Annotated in this window: 12 protein-coding genes and 1 tRNA gene; 4 read left to right on the forward strand and 9 right to left on the reverse strand. The window is 66.1% G+C overall.

Annotated elements, in window-relative coordinates; genetic code table 11:
- The 3 genes from QRO91_RS00165 to QRO91_RS00175 form a co-directional block, all read right to left on the reverse strand.
- Nucleotides 1-1,401, reverse strand: coding sequence for a TPM domain-containing protein (locus QRO91_RS00165; protein ID WP_336621498.1), 1,401 nt, complete (start codon nt 1,399-1,401; stop codon nt 1-3).
- Between the two features lie 2 nt (nt 1,402-1,403).
- On the reverse strand, nt 1,404-3,239 hold the full coding sequence (locus tag QRO91_RS00170; RefSeq protein ID WP_285310177.1) for a M3 family metallopeptidase: 1,836 nt from the start codon (nt 3,237-3,239) through the stop codon (nt 1,404-1,406).
- 73 nt (nt 3,240-3,312) lie between these two features.
- Nucleotides 3,313-3,825, reverse strand: a complete 513-nt coding sequence (locus QRO91_RS00175; protein WP_197650193.1) for a hypothetical protein — start codon at nt 3,823-3,825, stop codon at nt 3,313-3,315.
- 82 nt (nt 3,826-3,907) lie between these two features.
- Here QRO91_RS00175 and QRO91_RS00180 point away from each other — a divergent pair, with 82 nt between their 5' ends.
- Nucleotides 3,908-4,534, forward strand: a complete 627-nt coding sequence (locus tag QRO91_RS00180) for a YiiX/YebB-like N1pC/P60 family cysteine hydrolase (RefSeq protein WP_197650192.1) — start codon at nt 3,908-3,910, stop codon at nt 4,532-4,534.
- Nucleotides 4,535-4,588: 54 nt separating this feature from the next.
- On the opposite strand, the gene QRO91_RS00185 is transcribed toward QRO91_RS00180, so the two are convergent.
- The 3 genes from QRO91_RS00185 to ubiA form a co-directional block, all read right to left on the reverse strand.
- Nucleotides 4,589-4,747: a hypothetical protein gene (locus QRO91_RS00185; protein ID WP_014038817.1), complete on the reverse strand. Its 159-nt coding sequence runs from the start codon at nt 4,745-4,747 to the stop codon at nt 4,589-4,591.
- A 274-nt stretch (nt 4,748-5,021) separates the two neighbouring features.
- Nucleotides 5,022-6,446 (reverse strand): short-chain fatty acid transporter, encoded by a 1,425-nt coding sequence (locus tag QRO91_RS00190; protein ID WP_197650191.1) that lies wholly within the window; start codon nt 6,444-6,446, stop codon nt 5,022-5,024.
- Nucleotides 6,447-6,622: 176 nt separating this feature from the next.
- Nucleotides 6,623-7,516 carry a 4-hydroxybenzoate octaprenyltransferase gene (gene ubiA / locus QRO91_RS00195; RefSeq protein WP_100441780.1) on the reverse strand — a complete coding sequence of 298 codons (894 nt, stop codon included), beginning with the start codon at nt 7,514-7,516 and terminating at the stop codon, nt 6,623-6,625.
- A gap of 149 nt (nt 7,517-7,665) precedes the next feature.
- On the opposite strand from ubiA, the gene QRO91_RS00200 reads away from it, so the two are divergent.
- The 3 genes from QRO91_RS00200 to QRO91_RS00210 all read left to right on the forward strand — a co-directional run bounded on the left by QRO91_RS00200 (nt 7,666) and on the right by QRO91_RS00210 (nt 8,994).
- A tRNA-Arg gene (locus QRO91_RS00200) sits at nt 7,666-7,742 on the forward strand.
- Between the two features lie 137 nt (nt 7,743-7,879).
- The gene (locus QRO91_RS00205; protein WP_049431914.1) at nt 7,880-8,584 is read left to right on the forward strand and encodes a DUF433 domain-containing protein; all 705 of its coding nucleotides are present in this window, start codon (nt 7,880-7,882) and stop codon (nt 8,582-8,584) included.
- A complete protein-coding gene (locus QRO91_RS00210) occupies nt 8,581-8,994 on the forward strand; it encodes a DUF5615 family PIN-like protein (RefSeq protein ID WP_049431911.1) in 414 nt (137 codons plus the stop codon). The genes QRO91_RS00205 and QRO91_RS00210 overlap by 4 nt, the downstream gene beginning before the upstream one ends.
- Nucleotides 8,995-9,082: 88 nt before the next feature.
- Here the strand turns inward: QRO91_RS00210 and QRO91_RS00215 are convergent, their stop codons facing one another.
- From QRO91_RS00215 to QRO91_RS00225, 3 genes are all read right to left on the reverse strand, one after another.
- Complete coding sequence (locus QRO91_RS00215; RefSeq protein WP_197650190.1) at nt 9,083-10,438, reverse strand: Gfo/Idh/MocA family protein; 1,356 nt, start codon at nt 10,436-10,438, stop codon at nt 9,083-9,085.
- A 65-nt stretch (nt 10,439-10,503) separates the two neighbouring features.
- On the reverse strand, nt 10,504-13,479 hold the full coding sequence (locus QRO91_RS00220; RefSeq protein ID WP_005414779.1) for a TonB-dependent receptor: 2,976 nt from the start codon (nt 13,477-13,479) through the stop codon (nt 10,504-10,506).
- 133 nt (nt 13,480-13,612) lie between these two features.
- Nucleotides 13,613-16,972, reverse strand: a complete 3,360-nt coding sequence (locus QRO91_RS00225; protein WP_197650189.1) for a TIM-barrel domain-containing protein — start codon at nt 16,970-16,972, stop codon at nt 13,613-13,615.
- Nucleotides 16,973-17,276: the final 304 nt, after the last annotated feature.

The raw sequence follows: 17,276 nt of genomic DNA on the forward strand, positions 1-17,276 counted from the left end.
CTACCAGCTGCCCGATGCACCGCCTCCCCCGCTGCGGCCACCGCCCCCGGACCAGCTGCTGGAACTGCTCGAAGATGAACTCGACGACGAGGTGCTGGATGCGCTGCGGTGGCCACCGGATGAACTGCGGCCGCCGCGTGCCTTCTCACCTGGCAGCATGGTGAAGACCCAAGCGAAGTACAGCACGAGCGTGCCGGCACCCCATCCGATCGTGGCTGCAAGGCGTGCAACCGGATCGGCCCGATCAATGGCCAGCAGTGCGACGATCGCGTAGCCCGCGGTCAGCAGCAAGAGCACTGCGAACCGCACCCCGAAGCTGCTGCGGTCCTTGTGCCAGCGCGCACGGCAGGCCTGTACGAGGAAGAACACCAGCATCGCGGCAATGCCCACGGCCAGGTCCAGCAGCGTGTGCAGGGCGAGGCTGGGCGGCAACTGTCCACGCAGCAGCATCACCACGCAGAAACCCGCACTGACCCCGAGCATGCCCAGCAACACGACGCGCAGGCCTCGGCTGCGGCGCCAGCACCAGCCGAGCAGGCTCGCCACCGGTACGCACAACGCCAAGACGATGCAGATCGCTGCCAGTGCCTGGCGTGGCGCCCACATGGCCGCCGCCAGCAGGCCCGCGGCCACCAAAGCCGTCACCAGCAGCGGGCGGGCCCAGGCCGGCAATGGCTTCGGGCGCGCCTGCGACGTGGTGACCTCGCGCGGCGCCCCACGCCGGCGCTCGCGACGCCTGCATGCGAAGTCGTCCAGCGTCCTGGGCGCCGGCCGCGAGGGCGGTGAGCGCCACAGACCCGCAAGGAAGCCGGCCAGCAGCGTCAGTGCAACCACCGAGTCCGCGCTGCGCCAATCGGCCGGCAGCACGTTGCGCATCGATGGCTCTCCCCATGCCGGCAGGTCCTCGCCATCGATCAGCGCGACCACGATCTTCGTTCCATCCAGCAGGCCCTGGTCAAGGTCGCCATCGCGGAAACGCGGCACGATCGCCTTGTCGATGATGCGGGCGGCATAGGCATCGGGAATCGCGCCCTCCAGGCCGTAACCGGTCTGGATGCGTACACGGCGATCCTGCACGGCCACAAGCAGCAGAACGCCATCGTCAACGTCTTTGCGGCCCAGCTGCCACTGGTCGAACACCTGCTGTGCGTATGCCTCGATGCCCTCGTCGCCAACATGGTCGACCACCAGCACCTGCAGCTGCGAGCCGGTGCGCGCCTGCAACTGAAGTGCCTGCGTGCGCAGTGTGTCGCGGGTATCCGCCGACAGTGCGTTGGCGGTGTCCACCACTGGATCATCCAGTGCCGGTACTGCGGCTGCGGCCATCGCCATCCCCGGCAACAGGCACAGCAGTACCAGCAGCCATGCCGTGGCCCAGGTGCGCGTCGCCCTGCGCGGCATCCTCATGTGCCCTGCCCTGCCTCGATCTGCACATGCAGCGCCTGCAACTGCGCAACCGCTTGGTTGAACACCTGCAGATCGGCCTCCACCATGGCCGGCCAGTCCGGTGCGTGCCCCAGCAGCTGCGCCACCTGCTCGTTCGGCGCGCGATCAAAGCCTTCGCCAAGCACAGCGAGATAGCGCTGGCGGAAACTCTCCGGGTCGCGCTGGTCCTGCACGTAGAGCTGCACCGCCAGCAGTCCCGCATACAGGTAGTTCACCAGATAGTTCGGGTCGTCATACATCAGGCGCTTGCCGATCCAGCTGTTGCGCAGCTGCGGGTAGCGCTCCGGTTGCTGGCCGAAGCGCGCCAGCACCTGGTCGGTCAGTACATCGAGGTCATCGGCGGTACCCAGCGTGTTGTCGGCCACGCCCCGATAGATCGACTGCTCCAGCTGCGCCTCCTCCGATGAAGTGAACAGCTGCAGCACCAGGTCGTCCAGCAGCGACTTCAGGTAGTAGGCCTTTGCACGCGGGTCCTGTGCCTGCTGGTACAGCTGGTCGCGGAAACGCAGCTCGTTGTAGATGGCGAACGCCTCGGTCAGCCATGGGCTGCCATTGCGCTGCAACGGCGAGGCATGGCCACGCTGCATCCACTCGCCGTGCAGGGCATGGCCGGCTTCATGGGCGATCTCGACATCGCTTTCCAGATCACCGCTGCGCACACCAACGAACAGCATCGCCGGCGCGCCGGGTGCGTTCAACGGGAATGCATCCTGGCTGCGCTCACCACGTTCGGTGGCCAGGTCCATGCGGTGGTTGGCCGGATCAAGCAGCGCACGCAGTTCGGCGACGTACGCCGGCCCGAGCCCCTGCATCGCTTCTGCGGCGTTGTCGCGCAGCTGCGCCAGTGTCAGCACCGGCGGCGTGTACCCGGCGTCGGGTACCGTGGTATCCCAGATCTGCGGTGCATCGATGCCGGAGTGCACCGCGTGGCGCAGCAGCATGTCCTGGTAGGCGCGGCGATCCCCTGCATGCTGTTCGATCGCCCGCAACGTGGCGTCCACCGTCGCTGCATCCAGGCCCATGTGCTGATAGCCCCGCGCCGGCGCGGAGCCCTGCCCCTGCAGACGCGCGGTCGCATCGTTCACCTGCACCAGGCCCAGCAGCACCGAGGCCATCGGCTCGCGGCGCGATTGCAGGCCCTGCCAGTACCCCTTCCATCCCGCCTCGCGCACAACGCGATCTGGATGCCGGGCCAGCGCCTGCCTGTCACGCCCCGCATCCCAATGCCGCCCATCGCGCTCGACCTGCGGGTACTCGGCCGTGCGCAGGATCTGCCCGCGCAGGCGCGCGAAACTGTCCAGCGCCGGATCAGCCAATGCATCCACCGCTTCATCCAGCGTGGCATTGGCTGGGGCGGCGGCCTCCTTCAATGCGCGCGTGCGCAGGAAGGCATACGGTGCGGCCCAGGCCGCGTCCGCAGGCGCCTCGCGCAGCGCGGCGCGACCGGTGCGGGCAATGCGGCTGCACAGCCCCATCACCTGGTCCAGCGCATGTGCCGGTCGATGATCGCGCGCATTGCGGGCAGCCTGCAGGTGCAGGTAGCTGTGGTGACGCAGGCACCGCGCCTCCATGGTTTCGGCCTGCTGGAAACGTTCCGCGGGTGCGATGCCCGCAGCATGCTGCAGGGCCTCCAGCTGCCTGCCCAACGCATCACGCGCGGTCTGTTCGGCCGTGGCGCTGGCGAAGTAGGCGCGATCGTCGGCGTGCAGCGACTGCGCATGCAGACTGGTGAAAGGCACCATCGCCAGCAGTGTGGCAATGGCGGTGGTGGTACGCATCCTGCGAATCTGCATCGGCCTCTCCCTGCCTGGTTCAGACCTCGAGCGTAGCAGCCGCTCCCCCATCCTGCCTGTGCCGGATCGGGTCTCAGATCGACTCATCCTCACGCTTGACCAAGGTCCAGCAAGGTGTCTGCGCGAAGGTATAGGTCTGCTGGTCGCTGCTGTCCGGGGTGCGGATCTGCACCTGGCGCTGCCCATCGGCCAGCGCGTTGACCTGCAGCTCGCGGCCCTGCCCAGCCAGTGCGGCAGGATCCGGCATCACCGGCCACTCGACGTCGGCCAACGCCAGCCGGCTTTCCACCTTGCGTGGTTCCGGCTCGGCCTCGGCATCGATATAGCTGTCCAGCAGCGGGTCGGCGGTGGCCTTTTCCTGCAGCGTGATCTCATTGCCGAAGTGCTTCAGGAAGGCGTCGAATTCCGGGTAAGGGCATTCGCTGCGCGCGGGTGCCGGGGCCAGCGTGATCACCGCAGGCGTAGTGGCCGGCACAGGCTCAGCGGGTGCGGGATCGATGGGCATGGCCTGCGGCGCGGGCTTGCAGGCCGCGACTACCATGCTGCAGGCAAGCATCAGCATGACGGGAGAGGGGTATCGATGCATGGGCTCATCCTGAATCCAGTCCGGTCGCTCCATGCTAGCGCGCACCCTACAATTCCGGCACTCCGCCTGTCCGAGACTGTCCATGCATCGCCTCCTGCTCCTGATCGGCCTGCTGCTGCCCGCCCTGTGGCCGGGCGTGGCGAGGGCCGTCGATGTCCACGAAGGCGACCTGCTGTTTGTCACCGCCGGCCGCAGCGGCCTGAGCGCGGCCATCGACGATGCCACCGGCAAGCAGGGTTCGACCAGCTTCGATCACGTAGCCCTGGTGGCCTCGGCGCCGGAGGGCTGGGAGGTGCTGCACGCGGACGAGAAGGGATCGCGCCGGCAATCGCTGGTCGAGTTTCGCCAGGACACGCGTGCCAAGCAGCGGCAGGTCGTGGTCTATCGCCTGCGCGCGCCGCAGCGGGACGCGATCAAGGACGCCGTCGCCACCGCGCGCACGATGCTGGGCAAGCCGTACAACACGTCGTATGTATTGAACGAGGACAGCTACTACTGCTCGGACTTCATCGAACGCGCCTTCCGCGCGCACCATGTGTTCGCATTGCAGCCGATGAATTTCCGCAACCCGCAGACTGGAGAGATCGCCCAGCACTGGGTCGACCTGTATCGTGGGATGGGCATGGACGTGCCGCAGGACCAGCCTGGCACCAATCCCAACGACATGTCGGCGGCGCCGGTGCTGCAGCGTGTCGGCGTGCTGGAATAAGCGAAGCCCCGCACGAGGCGGGGCTTCACCGGTCACACCGCGTGTGCGGCGAGGTCATTCTTCTTCGTCATGGCCGCCCTGCTGCTGGTTGCGCTCTTTGCGCTGCTGGTCCTGCTGCTGTTGCTGCTGCTGGTCACGACGACCCTGCTGCTGATCCTGCTGGTTCTGCTGACCCGGCTGCTTCTGGTTCGGGTTCTGGTTCTGCTGTGCCATGTCCGTTCTCCGAAAGCCACGCGCGAAATGCGGTGGACGGGGCCATCGTCTGCAGCCATTGGTTAATCACGCGTGGGTGGCCGGCTACATTCGTGTGTACGGCTGTGAATGAACCCGCGCAGACCCTTGCGGCACAAGCGCCTGAAGGATTCATGCGGGTTCGGCATGTGCTCATGCCGTGGTCAGCACGGCGCGCATTCATGGCATTCGCTGACGGAAACACGCGCTGAAGGTGGCTGGCTTACCGGGGCGCGAAGGGAAGCCCGCCCTGCATTCAGGGCATCACCGGCGGCACATAGGCCAGGGTCATGCCCAGCAACCACAACAGGCCCAGCACCAGCGGAATGTGCACCAGCAACTGGATGAAGGTGAAGCCCACGATGTCGCGTGCCTTCAGGCCCAGCACGCCCAGCAGCGGCAGCATCCAGAACGGATTGATCAGGTTCGGCAGTGCTTCGGCGGCGTTGTAGACCTGCACCGCCCAGCCCAGGTGCGCCTTCAGTTCGTTGGCGGCCTGCATCACATACGGTGCCTCGATGATCCACTTGCCACCACCGGACGGCACGAAGAAGCCCAGCACGGCCGAATAGACGCCCATCACCAGCGCGAACGAATCAGTGCTGGCCACGTGCACGAACAGGCTCGACAGCCGGTGCGCCAGCGTCTGTCCATCACCGCCGGCGGCGTGGGTAAGGATCATTGCGATGCCGCCGTACAGCGGGAACTGGATCAGCACGCCAGTGGTGCTGGGCACCGCCTTGGCTACCGCGTTGAGGAAGCTGCGCGGGCGCCAGTGCAACAGCAGGCCCAGCGAAATGAACAGGAAGTTGTAGGTGTTGAGGTTGGCGATGGCGGTGACCACCGGCTTGTTGGCGAACTCGTTGAACAGCCAACCGAACGCCAGCAGCGAGAGCAGCACGGTCAGCAGCGGGCTGTATTCCAGCCACTCGCCCGGGCGCGTGCGCTGCTGAAGTGGCTCCGGTTCGGCCTGCGCGGCACCGGGGAAGTCTTCGGCGGTGCGAGCGCTGCCGGCGGCCGGTGCGGTCAACCAGGCGATCAGCAGCGAAACCAGGATCAGCACCGCAGTCAGCGCGATCGACTGCCACAGGAAGATGGTTTCGGTGAACGGCAGCACGCCAGTGATTTCGACCAGCCCTGGCGGCATGCTGGCCGGGTTGGCCTGCAGCTGTGCGGCCGACGAACTCAGGCCCATTGCCCACACCGCGCCCAGACCCAGGTAGGCCGAAGCACCGGCCGCGCGATAGTCCATGCGCAGCTCGGTACGGCGTGCCAGCGCGCGCACCAGCAGGCCACCGAACACCAGCGAGAAACCCCAGCTGAGCAGCGAGGCGAGCATGCTGACCAGGCCCACGTACACCACCGCGCCACGGCCGGTGCGCGGCACCCGGGCCAGGAAATCGATGAAGCGTGCAACGATCGGCGCGGTCGCCACGGCGTAGCCGCCGATGACCACGAAGGCCATCTGCATGGTGAAGGGAATCAGGCTCCAGAAGCCGTCACCGAAGGCGCTGGCGGTGGCCTGCGGGGTCGAGCCGAAGCTCATCGCGGCCAGCGCGACGATGACCACGCCCAGCACCGCGAACACATACGCGTCGGGGAACCACTTTTCCGCCCAGGCGGCCGAGCGCAGCGCTGCGCGCGCCATCCAGCCGTCCTGTACTGCTGCCGTCGAGGCCATCGCCTACCCTCCCAGGTTCGATGGCCCGATTCTGGGCGGTAGGGTGCGGGCTGTCTGCCACCTATTGGTCGTAGGTGGCGGAAGGCCCGGCGCTGTGCGCCGCCGCCCGAGCATGGGCTCGGGCGCTACAGAAGCACTGTCAGCTGTAGAGCCGAGCCTACGCTCGGCTGCGCGTCTCAACGCAGCGCCAGGTCCACGGCGATGCCGGCAAACAGCGCGGCGCCCACCCAGTTGTTGTGCAGGAACGCCTTGAAGCACGGACCGCGCTCGCGGGTGCGGCAGATCCAGAACTCGTAGACCACCAGCACCGTGGCCACGGCCACGCCAGCCAGGTAGTAACCGCCCAGCCCGCCGCGCACGCCAACCAGCGCCATGGTGGCCAGGAACAGCGCGTACAGCACGCCCTGGATCACCAGATCGAGGTCGCCGAACAGGATCGCGGTGGAGTGCGAGCCCATCTTCAGGTCGTCCTCGCGGTCGACCATGGCGTACCAGGTGTCGTAGGCGGTGGACCACAGGATGTTGCCGGCATACAGCAGCCAGCCCAGCATCGGCACTTCGCCCTGCACGGCGGCAAACGCCATCGGGATGCCCCAGCCGAACGACATGCCCAGGTAGACCTGCGGCAGGTGGGTGTAGCGCTTCAGGTACGGGTAGCTGGCGGCCAGGAACACGCCGATGAAGCTCAGGCCGATGGTCAGGCCGTTCAGGGTCAGCACCAGGCCGAACGCCACCAGCATCAGCACGGCGAACAGCGCCAGCGCGGCGCGGCCGCTGATCGCACCGGTGGCCAGCGGACGCGCCTTGGTCCGCTCCACATGCGGGTCGAGCCAGCGGTCGGCGTAGTCGTTGATGACGCAACCGGCCGAGCGGGTCAGCCACACGCCGGCGGTGAACACGAACAGCGTCCACAACGGCGGCAGGCCGCCCGCGGCCAGCCACAACGCCCACCAGGTGGGCCACAGCAGCAGCAGCGTGCCGATCGGGCGATCAGCGCGCATCAGACTCCAGTAATGCCGCCAACGCGGCGTCGCCGGCGACTGCGGCGAAGTGAGGGGGGTATCAGCCATGGCGATAGGATACTCCGGCGCCTCCGGCAGAGCTTTGCCCGTGGGGGGAGATTTGTTCGGCGAAACTGGATAGAATGCCGGTCCCGCACCGCCTCATGGCGCTGCGATGCCCGCCCCGGCACTGGCCGACGGCGCGGCGGTTCTACAACGCGCCCGTAGCTCAGCCGGATAGAGTAGTGGCTTCCGAAGCCATTGGTCGGGGGTTCGAATCCCTCCGGGCGCGCCATTTCCTTGTCGGCATCGGCCTGCCAATCACCGGGCAGATTCGCCCACGCACGTCCCCGTTCTCATTTCATGAGTCCTGCGGGGCGCAGAATGTGGCTCTGTACTCCAGCTCCATTCGGATTGAGTAGACTCACTGCCATGGGTATCGCCTTGCCAGCACGGGACAGCCTCGGCGTCGGTCTCTATTCCTACGCCGATGCCGCGCGCTTCATTGGTGGCAGCTCATCGGAACTGCGCCGGTGGCTGAAGGGCTACCAGGGCCGGAAGCACGGGAATCCGGAAGCCCACCCTCCCCTGTGGAAGTCGCAATGGGCCGATTCAGAGATCGATGGCATTGGCTTTCGCGATCTGATCGAGCTGCGCTTCGTCCGCACATTCGTCGCATGTGGCGTGCCACTCAACCTGGTACGGCGAACCATCGTAGAGCTGAACGAGCGGCTCGGTAAGGAGTACCCCTTCACCAGCACCAGCTTCAAGACCGATGGGCGCCGCATTTTCATGGAGCTCGTGGGCGACAGCGGCGATGCCGCCTTGGTGGATGTGGTGAAGCGCCAGGACGTGATGCGCAAGGTCATCGCACCTTCACTGCGTGACGGCATCGAACTGGGCATCGATGATCGTGCCGAACGATGGTTTCCACTGAAGGGCTCCCGCGCGGTGGTGTTTGATCCCCAGCGCAGTTTTGGTCAGCCCATCCTTTCCGAATCGGGCGTTCCTACCATCGCCATTGTTGAGGCGCTGCGCGCCGAAGGTGGCGACGAGCGTCGCGTGGCCAAGCTGTATGACCTGCCTCTGACTGCGGTGAAGAAAGCACTGCAGTTCGAGAATCGAGCCGCGCCTTGAAGGCGCAGATCGATGAGAATCTTCCGCCCGCGCTGGCTCGGGCCATCGACGCCATTGCAGGAACGTACCAGCACGAAGTCTGCCACGTAAGGGAGTTCGTGAAGCCCGGCACGACCGACCTCGAACTCTTCGAAGCGGCCACCCAGCGTGGCATCCGCGTGCACGTTACCCAGGATCATCATCATCGCAGGCCTGCAGAGCGCGAGGCCATCGCACGCCTCGGCCTGACTGTATTCGTGCTGGCCAAAGGTTGGAGCACGTTCAACCACTACGAGCGCGCAGCACGTCTTCTGGAGTGGTGGCCAAAGATGATGCAGCAGGCCGAACTCGTGCAACCGGGTGCAATGTTCCGCGTACCGCATGCCAGGGCGTCCGGGGGACGGCTGACGCAGATCAAGGTGTCGCGGTAACGGCTTGCCATTGCAGGGCAGCAACGCCAGGCAGTGCCCGGCGTTGCCTTCACGCCAGTCGAGCATAGCTCGACTCTATAAGTACGGGTCAGTACCTGCCGTCAAACGCAAAGATCGGCTTGCGCTGCTTCCACGCACCCGCAGTGAAGTCCGGGAACTCCAGCGTCTGGAAGCTGTTGGCGATCGACTGCTCGCTCAGCGGGGTGATCGCGCTCCAGGTCACTGCGTCGTAGATGTCGATCGGCATCGGCGCCTTGGCCTTCAGCGCTTCAACAAACGCATGGATGACGAACCAGTCCATGCCACCGTGGCCGGCACTGGCGGCGGTATCGGCATTCTGCTTCCACAGCGGGTGCTCGTACTCGTCCTGGTACTTCTTGAACTCTTCCCACTGGTGCGGCGGGCTGCGGCCTTCGATGTGGATCGAGTGGTTCACATCCATCCACAGGCCCTTGGTGCCCTGCACGCGGAAGCCCATCGAGTACGGGCGCGGCAGCGAAGTGTCGTGCTGCAGCAGGATGGTCTCGCCGTTCTCGCAGGCCAGCGTGGTGGTGACGATGTCGCCCAGCTTGAACTTGACCTTGGTGCTGGGGTGGGTGGTGCCGCCACTCTTGGCCACGGTGTATTCGTGCAGGCCGCGGGCCTTGGTCGCGAATGCATTGATGTGGGTGAAGCGGTTGCCACGGTTGATGCCGGTGTACATCGCGCACGGGCCAATGCCGTGGCTGGGGTACAGTTCGCCATTGCGCTGCACCGAATGCTCGGTGCGCCAGCGTGCTTCGCTCCAGCCCTTGGGACCGAATTCCACGCCACTGTCGTAGGGCTGGTTCGGGTCGCCGGAATTGAACTTCACGCCGCGCAGGTCGTGCTGGTAACCGGCCTGCAGGTGCACCAGTTCGCCAAACAGGCCCTGGCGCACCATCTGCAGCGCGGCCATCACGTCGCGGCGGTAGCAGACGTTCTCCAGCAGCATGTACGGGGTGCCCGTGCTCAGCTGGGTCTTCAGTACATCCCAGTGGTCCTGCAGGGTGATGCCGGCCACCACTTCGCAGCCCACGGCCACGCCGGCCTGCATCGCGGCAATCGCCATCGGCGCGTGGTATTCCCACGGCGTGGCGATGATCACGCCATCGATGCCCTTCTGTTCCAGCAGGCGCTTCCAGGCATTGGTATCGCGGTCCTGGCCGTAGGTCTTCGGAGCCGGCTTGCCGGCCTTGGCCACCATGTCCATGGCACGGCCGAGCATGATCGGTTCGATGTCGCACAGCGCGACCACCTCGACGTCGTCGCGGCGCACCAGCTCCTTCAGCAGCACCAGGCCACGCATGCCGGTACCGATCATGGCCAGGCGCACCTTTCGGCCACGCGCCCAGGCCGGGGTCTGCGGCAGCAGGCTGCTGGCGGCGACAGCGGCACTGGCCGCGATGAATTCCCTACGCTTCATGGCAAACATCTCTCCTCTTGGCAGCGTGCCGGCCGCAGCCGGCACGCCAGGTCACGCAAACGGAATTACTTGAAACGGTAGCCGATGGTCACACTGTAACCACGGCCGAAGATGGTTGCGTAGTCACTGGAGTCACCCAGGAAGCTGTTCGGATCGTAGAACGGCAGCCGATTGAACAGGTTCTTGACGGTGAAGCTCAGGTTCCAGGCATCATCCGGGCGCCAGGTGACGCTCATGTTGGCGGTCCACCACGACGGCGCACCATCACACTTGCTCTTCTGCAGGGCCAGGTAGCCGCCGGTGCAGGTTTCCTTGTTGTTGCTCACTTCATCGACCTGGTCGGTGGCCCACTTGGTGCCGCCCACGTAGTTGACGAACATGCTGGTGGTGACCTGCTTGTAGGTCCAGTCGGCATTGAGCGTGGCACGCAGGCGCGGGTTGTTGTAGTAGCCCACTACGTCGCCGTAGTACCAGCCATTCTCCGCATCCATGTAGAAGCGGTTGCGGTTGGCAATGGTGGCGGCCAGGCCGATGTTCAGGTTGCCCCAGTCACCCAGCGAGAAGCGGCTGCGCGCATCGATGTCGAAACCGTCGATCAGCGTCTTGCCACGGTTCTTGTACTGGCCCACCACGCTGGCCACGTTGCCGGCCGAGTAGCCCGGCAGCACCGACGGGCAGCTCACGCCACTGGCCGGATCGGCACACATCGCCGCCAGCTGGGCCAGGTTGGCACGGTCACTGTCGGTGATCGGCGAGCGCGACATCGAGATGATGTCTTCCATGCGGCGATAGTCCGGCGCGACGATTTCGTTGTTGCGGTAGATGAACCAGTAGTCGGCCGACACCGACAGCCAGCTCGCCGGCTCGTACACGAAGCCGAGGGTGGCGATCTTCGCCTTCTCCGGCTTCAGGTCCTTGTTCGGCTGGGTCATGCGGGCCACGGTGCGGCTGCAGTCGACGTTCAGCATGTTCTTGCCCAGGTCGACATCACCCGGCCGCTGCGACTTCAGCAACAGGTTGGCGATGGCGTTGGTCTCGTTGCAGCGCAGCTCGTCGCGGAAGCCACCCAGCTGCGCGAATACACCACCATTGCCGGACTCGGCCAGGCTGGGTGCGCGGAAGCCGGTGGAATAGGTACCGCGCAGCATCAGCTGGTCGAACGCCTGGTACTTGAAGCCGATCTTCGGCGCCACGTTGGCGCTGAAGTTCGGGTACTTGTCCACGCGCACCGCAGCATCCAGCTCCAGCTTGTCGGTGATCGGTGCCACGGTTTCGGCGAACAGCGCGTAGGTGTTGCGCTTACCGTCGAACCACGAGCCGCCCTGCTGTGTGATCAGGCCGTTGGCTGCATCGGCGTTACCCGGCGTGTAGAAGGTTTCGCGGCTGGCGTTGAAGCCGAATGCCGCACGCATCTCACCGGCCGGCAGCTGGAACAGCGGGCCTTCGATCTTGCCGTCGAGGGTGTGCAGGCGAGTCCACGACTGGATGTCAAAGGTCGGGAACGCTTCACGGATCAGTGCGGCGTTGGCTTCGCTGATCTCGCCGAACTTGTACGCCGGATGGTCGGAGATGATCACGCGGCCGGTGCCCGGATCGATCGTGTACGGGCCGAAGGCCTTCTCGAAGCCCTTGGTGTTGACGTTGATCGTCTGGTAGGTGGTGGAGTGGGTGCCGGCGCTGGCGAACGCGGTTTCCCAGTTCCAGTCGCCCCGATTGCCACGCGCACCGGCCAGCACGCGGTAGCTCTTGTCGGTATTGCGCTGGCCGAAATAGTTCGGGCCGGCATCCTGCAGCAGGTAGTTCAGGCCGACCACACCGCCCATCATCGCCTTCATCTGCGGGCTGGCGTGGTTGTACTCGTTGTTCGGGCCCAGGAACGGGTACAGGAACTGGTTGACGGTGTTGCCGGTATTGCGCGAGAACCAGCTGGTCGGGTTGCCGGTGGTGGTGCCGTAGGTGCGCGGCGTACCGCCGTTGGCGCGCAGGTCGATGTCGGTGTAGGTCGCCTCGGCGAAGATCTCGGTGCTGTCGCCGACCAGGAAGGTGCCGTTGAGGTAGGCGGTGTTGCGCTCGGACTTGGCACCGGCGTCGATCTCGTTGTTCATCCAGGTTTCCCAGACGCAACGCGGACCGGCCGCTTCACTGGTCAGCACGTTCCTGCAACCCGGCGCAGCTTCCTGCACACGGCGGCCGGTGACCGGATCGAAGGCGAAGTAAGTACCCGGATTGAATTCACCCGGCTTGCTGCCCACGCCCAGGCGCAGGTTGTTGAGGTAGTTCGGATTGTTGACGTAGTACTGGTCGGGCCGCTTGTCGTAGAAATCGCTCAGCGGGATCGCGTCGCGGCGGTACATGTTCACCGCGCCGTAGATGTTGAAGCGGTTCTCGGCCAGGTCACCGAAGCCGGCGGTGATGCTGGCCTGGCGTTCGCCGTAGGAGTCGATGCGCGAAGAGGTGTCGTTGGTGAAGCTGACCTCGGCACCCTGGAAGTTGCGCTTGGTGATCACGTTGATCACGCCGGCCACCGCGTCGGTGCCGTACACCGCCGAGGCGCCGTCGGTCAGCACTTCCATGCGCTCGATGGCCGCAGCCGGAATCGCATCGATGTTGACGAACTGGGTCTGGAAGCCGGCCGGTGCACCGTAGTACGACAGGCGACGACCGTTCAGCAGCACCAGCGTGCCCTGCGCGCCGAGGCCACGCAGGTTGGCCTGCGAGGCACCGTCGGAGCCGGTGAACAGCGAGCGCGCGTCCTGCTGCGCCGGGCGGGCGGCCGGCAGGTTGTCCAGCACCTGCAGCAGCGTGCGCGCACCCATGTTCTGGATGTCCTGCTTGCTGATCACCTGCACCGGCGAGGCGGTTTCAACGTCGGTGCGGCGGATGTTCGAGCCGGTGACCTCGATGCGGGCCAGGTCGGTGGCCTTGTCCTTGCTCTCCTGGGCGAAGGCAGGAACGGCGACCGACAGCAGCACGCCGGCGATGGCCAGCGACAGCGGAGCGATCGAACGACAGGGGGGGCGGTGGTGGCGTGCGGGCAACATCGGGGTTCTCTCCTGGCAGGGGTGCAGCGCAATAAGTGAGCGCGTGGGCGTTCGGCGGGCAAAACGCTCCCGGGCCACGGCCATGAGGGCCGTAGTCGGAATGGGCGGGGGGAGGAGCGGTGTTACGAGGGGGTCATGGGGCGACGATGCTGGCGGAGTCGCCCTCCTGGCCGATCAGCACGGCGTTGGCCCAGTTGGCGCAGACCTGGGCGGGTTGGCTGCCCTGCGCACCCAGCGTGCGCAGGCTCAGGGTGGAAAGGCCACGGATGTCCAGCTCCGGCTTGACCACGCCGGGTGCCTTCACCAGGCCGCTGTCGTACAGCAGGCGGTTGTCACCCCAGACCTGGAACTGCAGGCCGCCGGCGCTGCGGCACGCGTCGTCAATGCCGAGGTCGGCGCGCAGCAGGTGCCAGCCGCCCTGCAGGCGCAGGTCAATGCGGCTGTTGGCGCCGACGCCCAGGCCACGGCGGAACTGCAGGCCGTTCATGCGCATGCCGGCATCGCCACGGAACGGCTGGTCGGCGCGCACCTGGCTGGCCAGCGCGGCCGGCACCGGCAGCTCGGAGAGATAGCGCTGCCGGGCCGGTCGCTCCGGTTCCTGGTGTTCGAGGATGTGGAAGGTGGACAATGCGATCGGGCCGACGTCGCGCGGCTGCAGCGCATCGAAGGCACGGGCGCTGCCCTGCGCGGCGGTGACCATCGGGTCGGTGCTGCTGGCGCCGTCGCCTTCGGGGTTCTGCACACTCAGCACGCGGAAGCGCAGCAGGCGGCCGGCATGGGCCGGGAAGTCGATGCGCTGCACGCCCTCCTTCAACTGCAGGCGGCCACGTGCGATCGGCTCACCCCACTCGCCATTGCTGTCGCCCAGGTACACCTCGTAGTCACGCACCTGGCCGTGCTTCCAGTTCTTGTCGTTGCGCGGCGCGATGTCGATGCCATCGATCATCTTCCGCTCACCGAACCCGATCACCCACTCATGCGCACCGGTGCGCACGGCCTGGTTGCGCACGCTGCGGAACCAGGTGTTGGGATCATCGTCGAAGGCATTTTCCAGCGCGTGGCCGGGTTCTTCGGCCGGGCGGTTGACCACCAGCAGGCTGTCGGCCGGCAGTTCGCGGCCGAGCACCGGTGCCGCCGGATAGGCATCGTCGGCAGCGGCGGCGGCGACCGCGAAGTCCAGCTGCAGCTGCAGCGGCTGGCGGATGTCCTGGCTGGCGGTCCGCACACGCAGGGTGCCGCGACGCTCGGCAGCATCGAAGTACCAGCCTTCAGCCGCAGCGTTGAACGCAGCGGCATCAGCCAGCGCCGGCAGCACGCGGCCACCGGCCTGCACCGCACGCGGTGCCTGGCGGCTGAGCACACGCAGGCCGTAGCGGCGCTGCGCCAGCTGACCGTTGTAACTGCCCTGCACCGCGTCGATCTGCACCTGCACCGGGCCACTGCCCTGCGCCGGCGCCTGCACGCGGATCCGCTGCGTGCTCGACTCGCCCTGCTGGTAGCGGCGGGTGTTGCCGTCGTCTTCGTACAGCGTGTACTGCGAGTCGCCCTGCGGGTACAGGTCGAACGTCACTTCATCAAGCGGTTTCTCGCCGTCGAACAGCATCGACGGGTACATCGGCAGGATCGCACCGGCACGCACGAATACCGGCAGCGTGGCCAGGTCCACCTGGCGGTCGAGCTGGCGGCCGTCGGCGCCGGCCTGCACGCGGCGGCCATCCCAGTAGTCGATCCAGCCTCCGGCCGGCAGGTGGATGTCGCGACGCCAGCCACGACTGGCGGCCTGGCTGCGGTACACCGGCGCCACCAGCAGGTCGCGGCCGAGCAGGAACTGGTACTTGTAGGTTTCATCCTGCGCGTGCGGGTCGCGCGGGTTGTCCCACATCAGGCCACGCACTGGCGGCGCGCCGGTCTGCGCGGCCTCGTGCACCAGCCCGTACATGTACGGGGTCAGGCGCATCTTCAACTTCAGGTAATCGCGGTTGATGCTGCGATAGGGCTCGTCGTACCACCACGGGTGCTTGCGTGCGTTCGACGACCAGCCGCTCATGCCCATCAGCACCGGGGTGAACGCCTTCCACTGCAGGTCGCGGGTGAAGGTCTCGGCGCTGCCGCCGAAGATCGCATCCACATCACCGCTGGCATAGGCCATGCCGGACAGGCCCGAACCGACCAGGGTCGGCACGTGCCAGCGGATGTAGTCCCAGCTGCTGCTCTGGTCGCCGGTCCAGGCCACAGCGTAGCGCTGGATGCCGGCCCAGCCCATCACCGTCCACAGGAACGGGCGCGAATCGGAATTGTCGAGGATGCCGTTGAACGCCTGGCGGTTGGCGTCCATCGCGAACTGGTAGCCCTTGCCGGTCCAGGCCACGTCCAGCTTCTGCACGCGGCTGCCGGCCTTGCCCACTTCCCAGGCGATCTTGTCGACACCGTTCTCGGTCCACAGGCCGGTGCGGAAACCGTAGCCGGCGAGCCCCTTCACCGTTTCCGGCAGCTGCTTGTAACCGCAGCCGTAACCATCGTTGGGCAGGATCCAGCCACCGGGCATGTCGTGCTCGCGGTACTGCTTGGCCACCGAGTCGATCACATCCGGCGTGGTGCCGGTCGGGCCGTCACTCCAGACTTCGGGCACGGTGCCGGGCTTCTTGGCATTGTCACCGTCGTTGTAGCAATCGGCATCGCCATAGGACAGCGCCCAGCGCGCCACCATGTTCGGGCGGCCGGTCAGCTGGGTGTAGCGCTCGATCAGCTTGGGCAGGTCGGCGCCGACGAAGTAGTACGCGTCGAAACGGTCTTCGCGGTGCAGCAGCGTGGCCTGGTCGGGCTGGCGCAGGTCGTAGCTGCCATCGCTCCAGGTATTGCGCAGCATGCCCCAGCCCCGGCTGCTCAGCAGCATGGGTGCCGGGCTGGGACGGTCGCCCTCTTCCCAGCCGCCGGAGTAGGACACGTCCAGCTCGCGGCCCTTGAACTGGTAACGGCCGTTCTGCTGGCCGCCACCGAAATAGCCTTCGTCAGCCTGCGAGGACAGCACCTGCACGCTCTGCGCGGCATCCAGGTCCAGCGGCTGCAGTTCCTGCCACAGCGCGGTGGGCTGGCCGTTGTCCAGACGTTCCAGGCGCATGCGCAGCGGCTGCCGCTGCACATGCAGCACCAGCGCATCGGTACGCACGCGGATTTCCTGCGCGTCTTCTTCCAGCTGCGCCTGCACGTTCGTCTTGGGCTGCGGCAGCACGATCGGCGCGGCCTTGTCGCCGGCGCCGGTCAGCTTGCCGTTGCGGCCGGCCTGCACGCGGATGATGTCGGTGGCCGGCAGTTCGATACGGATGCGCGCGCCCTTGTCGGTCTGCAGGTCCCAGCCGCGCACGCCATCGCGGCTGTCGCTGGCGCTGACCGAACGCAGGTTGCCGACCGGCTCGGCCCGGGCCGGCATGGACGCCAGCATCAATGCCGGCAACAGGGCCAGCATCAGCGGCGAGCGACGAACGCAGTTTTCCACGCGGACTCCCAACCCGTTCACCGGGCGTTTCGAAAGCGATTGGGCCGACTCTAGGGCAGCGATTCGAAAGATGTCAACAAATTGAAAGGAAAAAGGAAGATATATTCCATTGAAACGAAAGTTGTTGCGTCGCAATACTTTGTGTAAGCGCTTGCAGCCGCCTGTTAAGCATTGTGCGATACGGCATCCGGCGGATTCTTGCGTTTTCCGACGTGCTCTGGTCAGAGCGAAGCCGTAGTCACATTTTCTTTCTTTTTGCTTTCGCTATTTGACATTTCGAAAGAAAACGCAGATGGTGCGCTGG

Origin of the sequence: Stenotrophomonas maltophilia group sp. Smal32 (genome assembly GCF_030237085.1) — a bacterium.
Classification (GTDB): Bacteria; Pseudomonadota; Gammaproteobacteria; order Xanthomonadales; family Xanthomonadaceae; genus Stenotrophomonas; species Stenotrophomonas maltophilia_Q.

What these genes read in the sequence shown, in the direction of transcription:
- QRO91_RS00165 (WP_336621498.1), bottom strand. Translation starts at nt 1,401, where the DNA reads ATGCCGCGCAGGGCGACGCGCACCTGGGCCACGGCATGGCTGCTGGTA.
- QRO91_RS00170 (WP_285310177.1), bottom strand. Translation starts at nt 3,239, where the DNA reads ATGCAGATTCGCAGGATGCGTACCACCACCGCCATTGCCACACTGCTG.
- QRO91_RS00175 (WP_197650193.1), bottom strand. Translation starts at nt 3,825, where the DNA reads ATGCATCGATACCCCTCTCCCGTCATGCTGATGCTTGCCTGCAGCATG.
- QRO91_RS00180 (WP_197650192.1), top strand. Translation starts at nt 3,908, where the DNA reads ATGCATCGCCTCCTGCTCCTGATCGGCCTGCTGCTGCCCGCCCTGTGG.
- QRO91_RS00185 (WP_014038817.1), bottom strand. Translation starts at nt 4,747, where the DNA reads ATGGCACAGCAGAACCAGAACCCGAACCAGAAGCAGCCGGGTCAGCAG.
- QRO91_RS00190 (WP_197650191.1), bottom strand. Translation starts at nt 6,446, where the DNA reads ATGGCCTCGACGGCAGCAGTACAGGACGGCTGGATGGCGCGCGCAGCG.
- ubiA (WP_100441780.1), bottom strand. Translation starts at nt 7,516, where the DNA reads ATGGCTGATACCCCCCTCACTTCGCCGCAGTCGCCGGCGACGCCGCGT.
- QRO91_RS00205 (WP_049431914.1), top strand. Translation starts at nt 7,880, where the DNA reads ATGGGTATCGCCTTGCCAGCACGGGACAGCCTCGGCGTCGGTCTCTAT.
- QRO91_RS00215 (WP_197650190.1), bottom strand. Translation starts at nt 10,438, where the DNA reads ATGAAGCGTAGGGAATTCATCGCGGCCAGTGCCGCTGTCGCCGCCAGC.
- QRO91_RS00220 (WP_005414779.1), bottom strand. Translation starts at nt 13,479, where the DNA reads ATGTTGCCCGCACGCCACCACCGCCCCCCCTGTCGTTCGATCGCTCCG.